Consider the following 13,077-nt stretch of genomic DNA (forward strand, 5'->3'; position numbering starts at 1 on the left):
GCATAGTAGAATAAGGGATATAAAAAAATCGCCCGGAATAGTTAACGTCCGGGCGATCCTGAAAATTATAATGATTTCAAACTTTCCGTTATGGTTGCTATCCTTGCCTCTGCATCTTCTTTCTTCTTTCGTTCTGCGTCAACTACTTCCGGCTTGGCATTCTGGACAAATCTTTCATTGCTCAGTTTCTTCTCCACCGATACCAGGAAGCCCTGGAGATAAACCAGATCTTTTTCCAGCTGTTCTTTCTGTGCAGCAGGGTCAAGCACGGTTTCTGTTTCCAGGTAGAACTTGTCTTTCTGTACTACCAGGGTAATGCAACCGCCGACAGGTTCCTTTGTATACTTGATGGATTTCGCATTCACCTGTTTGGCCAGCATGCTTTCGATCTGTTTGAAGGTAGCTTCCTGTGGTGTATCGATATGCAGCCCTATTTCATCCTTTGGCTTGATCTGATTTTTATTACGTGCATCGCGGATGCTGGTGATCACTTCTTTCAACAGCTCGCCCTGTGCCAGGATACCGGCGTCGGAAGCTCCTGGAGCGGTGTATTGTCTGATGATCAGGTCTTCTCCTTCGCCACGTTCACGCAGGTGCTGGTAAATTTCTTCTGTTACAAAAGGCATAAAAGGATGCAGCAATTGCATCAGTTGCTCGAAGAAATAAACGGTTTTGTTATAGATACCAGCATCACAAGGCTGCTCAAAACCAGGTTTTACCCATTCCAGGTACCAACTGCAGAAATCGTCCCAGATCAGGCTGTAGATGGTTTTCAGGGCTTCGCTGAGCTTGAAATCTTTGAACAGCTCTGCCACCTCAACCTGTACTTCATTCAGTCTGCTTTCAAACCACTGTATTGCAAAATGGTCAGTTTCAGTATTGCTGGCTGCTACATTGCTTTCCCACATTTTCACCAGCTTCAGGGCATTCCAGATCTTATTGGTGAACTTACTTCCCTGATCGCAGCTGGCATCATCAAACAGCAGGTCATTACCGGCAGGAGAGGAGATCATGATGCCGAAACGAACGCCATCAGCGCCAAAACGATCGATGAGTTCCAGAAGATCAGGAGAGTTACCCAGCTGCTTACTCATCTTACGGCCTTGTTTATCCCTTACCATTCCGGTAAAGTATACATCATTGAAAGGCTTTACCTGCTTATATTCCAACCCTGCCATGATCATACGGGCCACCCAGAAGAATATGATATCCTGTCCGGTTACCAGTACATTGGTAGGGTAGTAGTAGTTAATGTCTTCATTATCAGGCTGGGAAATACCATTGAATACTTCCATCGGCCACAGCCAGGAGGAGAACCAGGTATCGAGACAGTCTTCATCCTGACGGAGGTCGGCGGCAGTGTAACTGAAACCTTTTGCTTTAAACTGTGCGATAGCGGCATCCATGTTCTGCGCTACTTCAAAAGTACCATCCGGAGCATAGAATGCCGGGATCTGCTGTCCCCACCAGAGCTGACGGGAAATACACCAGTCTTTCACATTCTCCATCCAGTATTTATAGGTAGCCAGGAAGCGATCGCCGGGATGTATGCTCACATCGCCATTCACAACTGCATCCAGCGCAGGTTTGGTCAGTTCAGCCATTCTCACGAACCACTGGGTACTGATACGCGGCTCAACTACTGTATCAGGGTTACGCTCGCTGTAACCGAGACGGGTAGTGTATTCCTGCTCTTTTACCAGCAGACCCTGTTCCTGGAGAGCAGCTATAACCAGTTTACGGGCTTTGAAACGGTCTTCACCGATAAATACACCGGCAGCAGGACTGAGGGTACCATCATCATTGAGGGTATCTACTACTTCCAGGTTGTGTTTCAGACCCAGGTTATAGTCATTGATGTCGTGAGCTGGTGTTACTTTCAGTGCGCCTGTACCGAATTCCTTATCTACATAAGTATCAAAGATGATGGGCACTCTGCGGTTTACCAGCGGTACGATGGCAAAACGACCTGCCAGGTGTTTATAACGTTCATCATCAGGATTTACGCAGATAGCGGTATCTCCCATGATGGTTTCAGGACGTTGTGTAGCGATGGTGATGTATTCGCCGGTCAGATTATTCTCAGAATCACTGATAGCATACTGCACATGGTACAGTTTACCCTGCAGGTCTTTGTACTGTACTTCCTCATCGGAGAGGGCCGTTTTCGCTTTCGGGTCCCAGTTGATCATACGGGCGCCGCGATAGATCTTTCCTTTATTGTACAGGTCAACAAATACCTTTATAACTGCCTGATAGTAATGATCATCCATTGTAAAGGTTACCCTGTCCCAGTCGCAGGAGCAGCCTAACTTCTTGATCTGGTTATAAATGATGCCACCGTACTTTTCTTTCCACTCAAAAGCATATTTGAGGAACTCTTCACGGGTGAGCTGTGATTTCTCAATACCTTTTTCGGTTTTGAGCATATTCACCACTTTCGCCTCGGTAGCGATGGAAGCATGGTCGGAGCCTGGTACCCAGCAGGTATTATATCCACTCATACGGGCACGGCGCACCAGGATATCCTGGACGGTTTCGTTCAGGGTATGACCCATGTGCAGCACACCAGTCACGTTAGGAGGAGGGATCACAATGGTAAAGGGGGGACGGTTGTCCGGTTTGCTACGGAAATAACCTTTGTCCATCCAGTGCTGGTACCATTTGCCTTCAACAGCAGCAGGCGTATAATTTTTTGAAAGTTCCATGCTAGCGATATGTCATTTATATAAGTGTGCAAAAATAAGAGAATAACCGATTAGAACGATATCCGCTTATGGTTATTCCATCTGTGAAATAACAGCACAGGTCTTTTCCACCATCTCGGGAGTAATATCCAGGTGGGTTACCATTCTCACTTGTGTTTCAGAGATGGGTGTTACGAGAATACCTTCCTTTTTCAGGTAGTCCGCAAACCGTTTGGGAGTCCAGGAGTCCTGTACATCGAAGATGAGGATATTGGTTTCCACCGGCAGCATGTGACCCACGAAGGTTCTCTGCAGGAGATATTTGGCAATCTGTTTGGCGCTGTGATGATCCTCTGCCAATCTGGCAATATGATGTTCCATGGCATAAAGTCCGGTAGCTGCCATATAGCCAGCCTGACGCAAACCGCCACCCAGTTTTTTTCTGACTCTTCTGGCAGATTTGATAAAGGCAGCGCTTCCCAGTAGAACAGAGCCCATGGGACAGCCCATTCCTTTGTTCAGGCATACGGAAATACTGTCGAATAGTTCGCCATAAGTCTTTGGGTTTTCGCCGGTTGCGACAAGTGCGTTGAACAGGCGTGCTCCATCGAGATGAAGCTTAAGGTTATTATCGCGGCAAACATTTTTGATCCTGTTGATCTCTTCCATATCATAACAGCAGCCGCCCCCGCGGTTGGATGTATTTTCCAGGCAAACCAGGCTGGTAGTAGCTTTGTGCACATCATCAGGATTGATGGCCGCTGCCACCTGTGCGGCGGTGATCATACCGCGGTCGCCTTCCAATACGCGTACCTGGGCGCCGGCATTGAATGCGATACCACCTCCTTCATATATATAGACATGGGCAAGGTCGCTGCAGATGACCTCATCGCCTGGTTGGGTATGCACCTTAATGGCTATCTGATTACTCATGGTGCCGGAAGGGCAGTACAGGGCCGCCTCCTTGCCAAAATAGGCAGCCATAAGGCTTTCCAATTCGTTTACACTTGGGTCTTCTCCGTATACATCGTCACCGGTAGAAGCAGTTGACATAGCCCGGAGCATACCGGGGGTGGGCCGGGTGAATGTATCACTCCTGAAATCAATAATCATCATTGAAGAATTTGCAATGTATAGAACAATAAATTAGTGAAGTTACTAATTTGAAGTAGATTACTTTTCAATTGTTAAAATTTAACTAAAGCCGCAAAAATACCTAATAAAGGGCTATTAAATATCGTTTATATGGAGTACTTTGTTATACTAATTAAATGGCTTGAGAAGGATTTGGCAGTATGGGGTATTAGCACGATCTTTGCAGGCTAATTTGTTAAAACGATAATATTGGAAGAGTGGAATAGGTTGTAAGATAATTATTTAAAATATCTCAACAAAATAAATCTTTTGATGTTATTCAATTTATAAACTAATAAACTTTCAATATGAGGCAACTTAAAATTGCCACCCAGATCACAAACCGTGATTCGCAGGCGGTAGAAAAATACCTGCAGGAGATTTCAAAGATCCCTTTGTTAACACCTGAGGAAGAGACCGTTTTGGCGCAGCGCATTAAGATGGGTGACCAGAAGGCTCTTGAACGTTTAACTACAGGAAACCTTCGTTTCGTAGTATCAGTAGCAAAGCAATATCAGCACCAGGGGCTTAGCCTCAGCGACCTCATTAACGAGGGCAATCTCGGCTTGATCAAGGCTGCGCAAAGATTCGATGAAACGAAAGGGTTCAAATTCATTTCTTATGCTGTTTGGTGGATTCGTCAATCCATACTACAGGCTTTAGCAGAACAGGGCCGTCTGGTTCGTCTGCCGCAGAATAAAATCGGCACTTACAATAAAGCTAACAAAGCCTATATGGCATTTGAACAGGAGAATGAAAGAGAGCCATCAACTGAGGAGTTAGCAGAGATCCTGGAAATGTCTGAATCAGAAATCAATAACATCTTCCAAAGCAATACCCGTCACATGTCACTGGATGCTCCGGTACACGAAGCAGAAGACGTGGCTATGGGCGACCTGCTGGAAGGCGGAGATATTACTGATGATGATGTAATGCGTGATTCACTGCGTGAAGAAATCCGCCGTGTACTGAAATCACTCAGCCCACGTGAAGCGGAAATCGTAAACGCATACTTTGGTCTGGATGGAGAGAACGGAGCTACGATCGAACAGATTGGTCAGAAGTACGATCTTACAAAAGAAAGAATTCGTCAAATCAAAGAACGCGCCATCAAAAGGCTGCAAAAAGCCCGCTACAGCGGAGCACTGAAATCTTACCTGGGTTAATTCCCAGGAAGGCTTCAAACGAAGAGAGAGGCAATAACAGTTGCCATTCAAATCATAGATCTATATCAATTCTATAGACGCACCGGCTGTATATTTTATAGCCGGTGTTTTTTATTTTATGGGGAAATGTATTTTTGCATGCCACATGACTCCGCATCATCCCTTGCTCGTCATGTACGCATTCAGGATACGGGAATTAATAAACGATCATTCTAACATTACATAGTAAGCATGGAAACTAACCAACAGGAACATGTACATCTATTGATTATAGGTTCCGGACCGGCAGGTTATACTGCCGCCATATATGCCGCCAGAGCGAATCTTAAACCGGTATTGTACCAGGGTATTCAGCCGGGAGGGCAGCTAACCATCACAACAGAAGTGGAAAACTATCCAGGTTATCCTGAAGGTATCCAGGGACCGGAAATGATGGTGGACTTCGAAAAACAGGCAACCCGTATGGGAGCAGATATCCGTTTCGGCCTGGCAACTTCCGTAGATTTCAGCAGCAAACCATATAAAGTAACGATCGATGAATCAAAGGTAATGACCGCAGATGCTGTGATCATTGCTACCGGCGCTTCTGCCAAATGGCTGGGAATGCCTTCTGAACAACGTCTCAATGGTAGCGGCGTTTCTGCCTGCGCTGTTTGCGACGGATTCTTCTTCCGCGGTAAAGAAGTAGCTATCGTAGGTGCAGGTGATACTGCCGCCGAAGAAGCACTCTACCTCTCTAAAATGTGTACCAACGTACATATGATCGTACGCCGCCATGAAATGCGTGCGTCTAAGGTAATGCAGGACCGCGTACTGAAAACTTCCAATATCATGGTGTACTGGAACACAGAAACACAGGAAGTACTGGGAGAAAATAAGGTAGAAGCGGTACGACTGCTGAATACTGTTAAAAACGAAGAAACAACCGTTCCTGTGAGCGCTTTCTTCGTAGCCATCGGTCACCAGCCGAATTCCGGTATCTTCAAAGATTACCTCGAGCTGGATGAGCAGGGGTATATTAAAACCGTACCGGGTACTTCCCGTACTAACCTGGAGGGCGTATTCGCCTGCGGCGACGTACAGGATAAGATCTACCGTCAGGCGGTAACTGCTGCCGGCAGCGGATGTATGGCTGCACTGGATGCAGAAAGATATTTATCTGCTTTGGAACACCAGTAATCAAAATACTTAATTAAGGGATCAGGAATGAACGGACCGGATTTTGCCGGTACTTACATTCCTGATCTTTAATTTTAATCCGCATGCTTACCATTGGAGTAGAACAAGCACATTTTCATGCCTTCCACGGTTTATACCCGGAAGAACGAATTATAGGAAATGAATTTATTGTGGATGTGTATGTGACCATTCCGGGTACGCATCATATTGACAATATTTCCGAAACTGTTAATTACCAGGGGCTTTACAATATTGTGAAGAAGATCATGGCCGTTCCCCAGCCATTGCTGGAACAGGTGGTCTATAATATGAGCGATGCCATCAAGCATAAGTATCCCGAAATCCAGAAGTCTATCGTTTCCCTGCGTAAAATGAATCCTCCCATGGGTGCTTCCATCCGGAATTCGGTGGTGAGCCTCGAAAAGAACTACTAAAGTGACGCCCAGCCCCATCGTTTACAGATTCACGGATTTCCGGTATAAATTATGTGTCAATAAAGCATTAAATTTAGTTATTTTAATATGTGTAAATTTCCGCCCTATGTTAATTAAGGTATTTGCATCTGCTGCTTTATTCTTTATTTCCGCTGTATCCTTTGCCCAGACTGCCGACGAAATTGTTGAACAGGCCAGGCAGCAGGAAAAACAGATGAAAGACGCTGCCGCCCTTTCTTTGTATAAAGACGCGCTGAAAGTACAACCTGACAATATTGCTGCCCTGACAGGCGCCAGTGAGTTGTGCTCACGTGAAGGGTTCCGTGCAACCGACAAAGATGAAAAGAGCCGTATCTATACCGAGGCGAAAAGTTACGCAGAACAGGCATTGAAACTGGCGCCGGAAAATGCAGACGCCAACTATGTAATGGCAGTAGCCATCGGGCGTATAGCCCTGTCGTCAGGAGCAAAAGAAAAGGTGGCCGCTTCCAAGGAAGTGAAAAGATATGCGGAACTGGCTATCAAGTTCAACCCCAAATATGCAAAGGCTTATCATGTGCTGGGCAAATGGAATTATGAAGTGGCGAATATGAACGCCCTGGAAAGAGCCGCTGCCAAAATGCTGTTCGGTGGCTTACCTGAGGCCACATTGCAGGAAGCCATTGCCAACTATGAGAAATGCCGTAAGATGGATCCTTCCTTTCTGCCCAATTACCTTGAACTCGCCAAAGCCTATAAAGAGAACGATGAACTGGACAAGTGCATCGAAGTATTGCGCAAAGCGGTCACATTACGTCCTATCTACCAGGACGATCTCGGTATCAAATCATCTTGTAAAAAGATGCTGGAAGAGCTTGAATAGTTCATCAGATCGACTTCGCCTTCCATTTCCCGCTTTTCAGATACCAGGCGCTCAATCCAAAAATAATGATCCAGTAGATGAAATCTGCCAGCCAGGCAATATGCAATGGGCTGCGCCAGCGTTCTACTACTATACTGCAATACAGCAAATACCCGATCACGGCCGCGAATTCTATCCCGAGGTTGATCCGGGTATTACCTGTGCCTGTCACTCCGCTCAATGATACACCCGAAATGGCCATGAGCAGGGTGCTCAATGTAATGATCCTCACAGAGGGAATCGACTCTTTAATCAGCTCCATGTCTGTCGTATAGATCTGCAGGATAGTGGAGGGAAAAAGGTTGACCAGTATACACACTACAAAAGCGCATAACAGGCTGATACCCGCTATTTTACGGATAGCCCTGAATACCTGGTCCTCTTTCCCCTGACCGATCACATTACTGACCATCGTATTGCAGGTAGCGCTCAGTGCCCAGGTGAAGACACCAAAGAACCCGAAGATGCTTCTCAGCATATTGGAAATGGCCAGCGGTCTTTCTCCCAGGTGCTCGATAAAAATGAAGAACACGAACCAGCTGCCGATGCTGAACAGGAACTGAACGATCAGCGGGGCGGATATAGACAGAATGCTGCGGAAGATCTGCCAGGATGGCTTCAGATAGTCAAACAGGTAAAAACGCTTGTGAAACCCTCTCCCGAAAAGGATACTGTAAGCCACCAGCATACCGGTACTTTCTGCAATCACGGAGGCAACAGCAGCTCCATTCAGTCCCAGGGCGGGCAGTCCGAGCTTACCAAAGATCAGCACATAATCACAGAAGATATTGACCATTTCCTGGCAAAGCGAGGTGACAGCCAATACTTTAGAGTTGCCACTGCCGATATAAAAGGCATTGGCCATACTTAACATCATCAGAAAAGGCAGTCCCCAGATACGGATCCGGATAAAAGATACGGCTGCCTCATAGATCTGCTTATTATGAAGACTATGGGCAAAGAACCAGGGGGCCAGGAAGAGGGTAACGGCAATCACCAGAAAAGAAGAAAACAGCCCGAGTTCCAGTCCGTTGGAGAATAACTGCCCGATACCCTTTGTATTTAATTGTCCGGCGCGGCGGGCTATCAGCACCTGTAGACCATTGTTAAGGCCGTAGGCCACCATGTACATGACAAGATAATAGATACCGGCAATGCCATTAGCGGCTAGTTCGAACTCTCCCAGGCGACCAAGGAAAGCGGTATTTGTCATGTGATTTATCTGTGGAATAATGAGAGCCAGGCATATAGGAGCAGCTATTTTTATGATCTGTCGGGTTGTTACTTCAAATTGCATAGGAGCAAAAGTCACGTTTTTTGGTTATTATTGTGCCATATCTAATGTATTACTAATGTCTGTGACGTACAATATTCATCCTGCCTTTGCAGCTGATGATACTTCTCTGCTTGAAACTGATCTTACCTCCTGCCAGCTGCTGGTGCTAATTGGAAAGGGAACGTTCAGTTATGTGGTATATAATCCGGCCATTAAAAAGTTTCTGGCCCTGAAGTCTTACCACTTCCTGCCGCAGAAGACAGCCACGGCAGACCTGCAGATGATCGAACAGATATTCGATGCCGACAAGTTGTTATTCACCAACTTTAACCTGGTACAGCTGGCTTTTGATGGAGTGAACAATACACTGGTACCGGAACAGCATTACAATCCATCCTTGAAGAAAGATTACCTGCATGTCATCTATCCTGAACAAACGCAGGAGCTGGTGCTGGCAGATGTGCTGACAGACCAGCAACTGGTGAACATATATGCTGTTGACAAGGATGTGATGGGATACCTGAGAAAAGAATTTTCTACTGACAAGGTGATCCACGCCAATACGGGATTGCTGAAGTCGTACCGTTTTGATGGTGATTTCCTGGAGCTGAACGGGGTGGCCTATGTGGACATCCAGCAGCATAAATTCTCGCTGACGATTTTCCGGTTCGGCAAACTGCTGATACAACAGGACGTAACCAGCCAGACAGGGCTGGATGTGGTATACCATCTAGTAAATATTCTGCGTCAGACAGGTCTGGACGAACAGCTGGTGAAAGTAAAAGTGGGAGGGGCGGTAACTTCCGATTCCCAGATCCATGAAGAATTACGTCGCTTTATTCCTAAACTGGAATGGATGCCGCGCCTGCCAGGCTTTAGTTATATTCCAAAGATGGAAGAGATTCCCGGCTACTATTTCAATAACCTTTATGCAATGGCATTATGCGTATAATCGGGGGAGATAAGGGAGGATTGCGGTTTCAGCCGCCGGCACATATGCCGCACACCCGGCCTACGACCGATATCGCAAAAGGTGGGCTGTTTAACATCCTGGAAAATAACCTGGACTTTTCTTCACTGAAAACCCTGGATATTTTCGGCGGAACAGGCAGCATCAGTTACGAACTGGCTTCCAGGGGTGTGACCGACCTGACAATTGTGGAGAAGGATCCTGAGATGGCCGATTTCATTAAGAAGACCGCCAAAACACTGGATGTGCCATTAAAGCTGCAGCGTATGGACGTGTTCAAATACCTGGAGCAGTGCACAGAAAAGTTCAATTTTATATTTGCGGGACCGCCATATGCCCTGACCACGATAGACCAGTTACCACTAATCATTTTTGAAAAGCAGCTGCTGGAGCCCGAGGGCTGGTTTGTGCTGGAACATACTCCCCGCAATAACTATAAAAATTACTCTTACTACCGTACGGAGCGTAATTATGGTACCACCATCTTTTCGATCTTTATAAACAGAGAGGAGCTGAAAAAATAAACTGGCATGAAACGTATTTGTTTATTCCCCGGTACATTCGATCCGATCACGTTGGGGCATACTGATGTTATAGACCGTTCGCTGGACCTTTTTGATGAAATAGTGGTAGGGATAGGAGTCAATTCAGCCAAAACACCTATGTTTTCCCTGGAGCAAAGAATGCAATGGATCCGGGATATTTACAGCCATACGCCTAAAGTAAAAGTGATCTCCTATGAGGGATTGACTATTAAGAGCTGTAAGGAAGTCGGCGCCCAGTTTATATTAAGGGGTATACGTAGCATAGGCGATTTTGAGTATGAAAAAGCGATCGCTGACGTAAACCGCATGATGGATAGTAGTATTGAGACTATTTTCCTGAGCTGTTCGCCCCGTTATTCCACATTGGCTTCTTCACTGGTAAGGGACGTGCTGAAATATGGCGGAGATGCCTCCCGGTTATTGCCTGAAAATATCCTCAGGGAGTTAAAGAAAGCGTAAGTTAACAGAATCCATTTTTAACCTTTAATAGCGTCATCACTCATGAAACCGATCTGGCACTCTCTGGATGTTTCCCTGGACCAACTGAATGAACTCGGCGTAAGTAACATGGCAGGATGTCTTGGCATGGAGTTTACAGAGATAGGTCCCGACTATCTGCGGATGATCATGCCTGTAGATGGCCGGACAAAACAGCCATACGGGCTTTTACACGGAGGCGCGTCTGCCGCCCTGGCGGAGACCGTGGGTAGTGTGGCGTCTTCCCTTGTTATTGATACGAAGAAGCAGATCTGTGTGGGGCTGGATATCAACGCAAATCATATCAAAGGCGTTTCAGAGGGTTATGTACATGCCATAGCCAGGCCACTGCACCTGGGATCAACCACCCATGTATGGGATATCCGTATTTGTGACGATGAAAATAAACTGGTGTGTATCAGCCGCTTAACAGTAGCGGTAAGAGATAAAAAGGCTTAATGCCGGATGCCGGTATGCACATACAGCATTAAGCCCAGCGGGGTCAGATAGCGTAACCTTCTTTTTCAAATACATCTACAATATTCTGGTAAGAGAATTTGAGGTATTTGGACAGATGTTCCGGCTTGATCCACTGAATATCAACAATATCTTCTTCTATCTGTGGGACGGTCAGTTCTGTACCGGTAAACTTCATTTTGTACCAGTAAGTGTGTTTCAGGGTCTTTTTCTCCCTTGTGGTATAGAAATGGAAAGTTTCTCCAATCTTATGTTCCAGCTCGATGGAGCGCAGACCTGTTTCTTCTGCTACTTCTCTGACAGCCGCTATCTCCAGGGTTTCTCCTTTTTCCCTTTTGCCTTTGGGCAGGTCCCATTTACCACGGCGGAACATCAGTAATACTTCCTCTTCTGCGTTGGTGATCAGACCACCAGCCGCCACAAGTACCCGGAAATAGCCTTTTACGGTTTCAACCAATGTGTCAGTATCCGGATGGATAAAAATCGCGGCTTCGGCTTTTTCCGTTTCCAATGCCTGTAAGACCGATTCTATGGTGGCCGCATCGGGCTCTGTGTACAATGGTGCGTCCTTATACTTCGCAGGAATGCCCTGGTGGGTTGCAGTAATGATCAGCGGACGCTCGTTGATATAAATGACTGTATCTTTTTGCATGCAGCAAAAATAATCCGTAATTAAGTAATTTTGCTGCTTATGAGTAAGATCAGCGAAAAACAGATAGCAGAAAAGCTATTACAGATACAGGCGGTAAAGTTGCGTCCGTCAGAACCGTTTACATGGGCATCCGGTTGGAAGTCACCTATTTATTGCGACAATCGTAAGATTTTGTCTTATCCTTATGTGCGTGACTACGTAAAATCCGAAATGTGTAATGTAGTATTTGAAACATTTGCTGATGCGGCGGTACTGGCCGGCGTAGCCACGGGAGGTATTCCTTTGGGCGCATTGGTGGCCGACCAGCTGAAACTGCCTTTTATCTACGTAAGGGCGAAGGCAAAGGAGCACGGTATGGGTAACCTGATCGAGGGAGTATTACAGCCAGGACAACCTGTAGTAGTGGTGGAAGACCTGATCTCTACCGGAAAGAGCAGCCTGGAAGCGGTGAACGCTATCCGAGCGGCAGGTGGGGAAGTGATTGGAATGGTCTCTATTTTTAACTACGGTTTTGATGTGGCGGTAAAAGCATTTGAAGCGGCGAAAGTGCCTTTCTATTCTCTGAGCAATTACAGTGCATTGATTGAGGTGGCAATTGAAAAAGGATTGGTATCAGCAGAAGAGCAAGCTACCCTGGAAGCCTGGAGAAGCGCTCCTGATAAATGGAATGCAGCTCCTGCTGTATAAGATGCCGTTCTTCCCAAAAGATATTTCAGTTAACAAGTATTTACTATATTAGGATCGTAAAAAGTAACTTATGCGTATCGTTAAACTTGTAATGGTATTATTATTTGCGGGTATCGGTATTACCATGGGCCAGACAAAAAAAGGCACATTGGTAACTGCCAAAATAAATACTCCGACAGTGCAGTGCGAACAATGTAAAAATCGCATAGAAAGATACCTTTCCCGGGAAGAGGGCGTACAGTCCTCAAAAGTGGATTTCAAAAAAGGTATTACTACCGTGAAATTTTTCAGTGATCGTACCAATATAGAAAACGTAAAGACGGCAATTGCCAATGCGGGGTATGATGCAGACAATGTAACTGCCAGTGAGGAGGCTTACGCCAAATTACCTACCTGCTGTAAAAAGCCGGAAGATGGTGGTGGTGAAAACAAGAAACACTAAGCCCATTGAAAAGCGTATTAACGAAAAGGCCTCGGTTGCTTAGCAACGAG

At 46.0% G+C, this 13,077-nt stretch carries 14 protein-coding genes; 10 read left to right on the forward strand and 4 right to left on the reverse strand.

Going from position 1 to position 13,077, the window contains the following annotated elements; translation table 11 throughout:
• Nucleotides 1-65 precede the first annotated feature (65 nt).
• Nucleotides 66-2,708: a valine--tRNA ligase gene (locus BLR32_RS27620; protein WP_089836775.1), complete on the reverse strand. Its 2,643-nt coding sequence runs from the start codon at nucleotides 2,706-2,708 to the stop codon at nucleotides 66-68.
• 72 nt (nucleotides 2,709-2,780) lie between these two features.
• Nucleotides 2,781-3,803, reverse strand: a complete 1,023-nt coding sequence (locus tag BLR32_RS27625; RefSeq protein WP_089836777.1) for a threonine aldolase family protein — start codon at nucleotides 3,801-3,803, stop codon at nucleotides 2,781-2,783.
• A 326-nt stretch (nucleotides 3,804-4,129) separates the two neighbouring features.
• Here BLR32_RS27625 and BLR32_RS27630 point away from each other — a divergent pair, with 326 nt between their 5' ends.
• The 4 genes from BLR32_RS27630 to BLR32_RS27645 all read left to right on the forward strand — a co-directional run bounded on the left by BLR32_RS27630 (nucleotide 4,130) and on the right by BLR32_RS27645 (nucleotide 7,462).
• On the forward strand, nucleotides 4,130-4,987 hold the full coding sequence (locus tag BLR32_RS27630) for a sigma-70 family RNA polymerase sigma factor (protein ID WP_012793808.1): 858 nt from the start codon (nucleotides 4,130-4,132) through the stop codon (nucleotides 4,985-4,987).
• A gap of 231 nt (nucleotides 4,988-5,218) precedes the next feature.
• Nucleotides 5,219-6,166, forward strand: a complete 948-nt coding sequence (gene trxB / locus BLR32_RS27635; protein ID WP_089836778.1) for a thioredoxin-disulfide reductase — start codon at nucleotides 5,219-5,221, stop codon at nucleotides 6,164-6,166.
• A gap of 83 nt (nucleotides 6,167-6,249) precedes the next feature.
• Nucleotides 6,250-6,600: a dihydroneopterin aldolase gene (locus BLR32_RS27640; RefSeq protein WP_089836780.1), complete on the forward strand. Its 351-nt coding sequence runs from the start codon at nucleotides 6,250-6,252 to the stop codon at nucleotides 6,598-6,600.
• 106 nt (nucleotides 6,601-6,706) lie between these two features.
• Nucleotides 6,707-7,462, forward strand: coding sequence for a tetratricopeptide repeat protein (locus tag BLR32_RS27645; protein ID WP_089836782.1), 756 nt, complete (start codon nucleotides 6,707-6,709; stop codon nucleotides 7,460-7,462).
• A gap of 4 nt (nucleotides 7,463-7,466) precedes the next feature.
• Here BLR32_RS27645 and BLR32_RS27650 read toward each other — a convergent pair whose 3' ends face one another.
• Nucleotides 7,467-8,798 carry an MATE family efflux transporter gene (locus tag BLR32_RS27650; RefSeq protein WP_089836784.1) on the reverse strand — a complete coding sequence of 444 codons (1,332 nt, stop codon included), beginning with the start codon at nucleotides 8,796-8,798 and terminating at the stop codon, nucleotides 7,467-7,469.
• 55 nt (nucleotides 8,799-8,853) lie between these two features.
• Here BLR32_RS27650 and BLR32_RS27655 point away from each other — a divergent pair, with 55 nt between their 5' ends.
• From BLR32_RS27655 to BLR32_RS27670, 4 genes are read left to right on the forward strand one after another with little or no spacing between them, the layout of a single operon-like run.
• Nucleotides 8,854-9,729, forward strand: coding sequence for a DUF3822 family protein (locus BLR32_RS27655; protein ID WP_176842454.1), 876 nt, complete (start codon nucleotides 8,854-8,856; stop codon nucleotides 9,727-9,729).
• The gene (locus BLR32_RS27660) at nucleotides 9,720-10,271 is read left to right on the forward strand and encodes an RsmD family RNA methyltransferase (RefSeq protein WP_089836786.1); all 552 of its coding nucleotides are present in this window, start codon (nucleotides 9,720-9,722) and stop codon (nucleotides 10,269-10,271) included. The genes BLR32_RS27655 and BLR32_RS27660 overlap by 10 nt, the downstream gene beginning before the upstream one ends.
• Nucleotides 10,272-10,277: 6 nt before the next feature.
• The gene (coaD, locus tag BLR32_RS27665; protein ID WP_089836789.1) at nucleotides 10,278-10,751 is read left to right on the forward strand and encodes a pantetheine-phosphate adenylyltransferase; all 474 of its coding nucleotides are present in this window, start codon (nucleotides 10,278-10,280) and stop codon (nucleotides 10,749-10,751) included.
• Between the two features lie 42 nt (nucleotides 10,752-10,793).
• Nucleotides 10,794-11,228, forward strand: a complete 435-nt coding sequence (locus BLR32_RS27670) for a hotdog fold thioesterase (RefSeq protein ID WP_089836791.1) — start codon at nucleotides 10,794-10,796, stop codon at nucleotides 11,226-11,228.
• A 43-nt stretch (nucleotides 11,229-11,271) separates the two neighbouring features.
• Here the strand turns inward: BLR32_RS27670 and BLR32_RS27675 are convergent, their stop codons facing one another.
• Nucleotides 11,272-11,898 carry an NUDIX hydrolase gene (locus BLR32_RS27675; RefSeq protein ID WP_089836793.1) on the reverse strand — a complete coding sequence of 209 codons (627 nt, stop codon included), beginning with the start codon at nucleotides 11,896-11,898 and terminating at the stop codon, nucleotides 11,272-11,274.
• 39 nt (nucleotides 11,899-11,937) lie between these two features.
• On the opposite strand from BLR32_RS27675, the gene pyrE reads away from it, so the two are divergent.
• Together pyrE and BLR32_RS27685 are read left to right on the forward strand one after the other, a co-directional pair.
• Nucleotides 11,938-12,585 (forward strand): orotate phosphoribosyltransferase, encoded by a 648-nt coding sequence (gene pyrE / locus BLR32_RS27680; protein ID WP_089836795.1) that lies wholly within the window; start codon nucleotides 11,938-11,940, stop codon nucleotides 12,583-12,585.
• 70 nt (nucleotides 12,586-12,655) lie between these two features.
• Nucleotides 12,656-13,027, forward strand: a complete 372-nt coding sequence (locus BLR32_RS27685; RefSeq protein WP_089836797.1) for a heavy-metal-associated domain-containing protein — start codon at nucleotides 12,656-12,658, stop codon at nucleotides 13,025-13,027.
• Nucleotides 13,028-13,077: the final 50 nt, after the last annotated feature.

This window comes from Chitinophaga filiformis, assembly GCF_900102545.1.
In the GTDB taxonomy this organism is placed as follows: Bacteria; Bacteroidota; Bacteroidia; order Chitinophagales; family Chitinophagaceae; genus Chitinophaga; species Chitinophaga filiformis.

Coding starts and splice junctions, on each gene's coding strand:
- BLR32_RS27620 (WP_089836775.1), bottom strand. CDS start 2,708: ATGGAACTTTCAAAAAATTATACGCCTGCTGCTGTTGAAGGCAAATGG.
- BLR32_RS27625 (WP_089836777.1), bottom strand. CDS start 3,803: ATGATGATTATTGATTTCAGGAGTGATACATTCACCCGGCCCACCCCC.
- BLR32_RS27630 (WP_012793808.1), top strand. CDS start 4,130: ATGAGGCAACTTAAAATTGCCACCCAGATCACAAACCGTGATTCGCAG.
- trxB (WP_089836778.1), top strand. CDS start 5,219: ATGGAAACTAACCAACAGGAACATGTACATCTATTGATTATAGGTTCC.
- BLR32_RS27640 (WP_089836780.1), top strand. CDS start 6,250: ATGCTTACCATTGGAGTAGAACAAGCACATTTTCATGCCTTCCACGGT.
- BLR32_RS27645 (WP_089836782.1), top strand. CDS start 6,707: ATGTTAATTAAGGTATTTGCATCTGCTGCTTTATTCTTTATTTCCGCT.
- BLR32_RS27650 (WP_089836784.1), bottom strand. CDS start 8,798: ATGCAATTTGAAGTAACAACCCGACAGATCATAAAAATAGCTGCTCCT.
- BLR32_RS27655 (WP_176842454.1), top strand. CDS start 8,854: ATGTCTGTGACGTACAATATTCATCCTGCCTTTGCAGCTGATGATACT.
- BLR32_RS27660 (WP_089836786.1), top strand. CDS start 9,720: ATGCGTATAATCGGGGGAGATAAGGGAGGATTGCGGTTTCAGCCGCCG.
- coaD (WP_089836789.1), top strand. CDS start 10,278: ATGAAACGTATTTGTTTATTCCCCGGTACATTCGATCCGATCACGTTG.
- BLR32_RS27670 (WP_089836791.1), top strand. CDS start 10,794: ATGAAACCGATCTGGCACTCTCTGGATGTTTCCCTGGACCAACTGAAT.
- BLR32_RS27675 (WP_089836793.1), bottom strand. CDS start 11,898: ATGCAAAAAGATACAGTCATTTATATCAACGAGCGTCCGCTGATCATT.
- pyrE (WP_089836795.1), top strand. CDS start 11,938: ATGAGTAAGATCAGCGAAAAACAGATAGCAGAAAAGCTATTACAGATA.
- BLR32_RS27685 (WP_089836797.1), top strand. CDS start 12,656: ATGCGTATCGTTAAACTTGTAATGGTATTATTATTTGCGGGTATCGGT.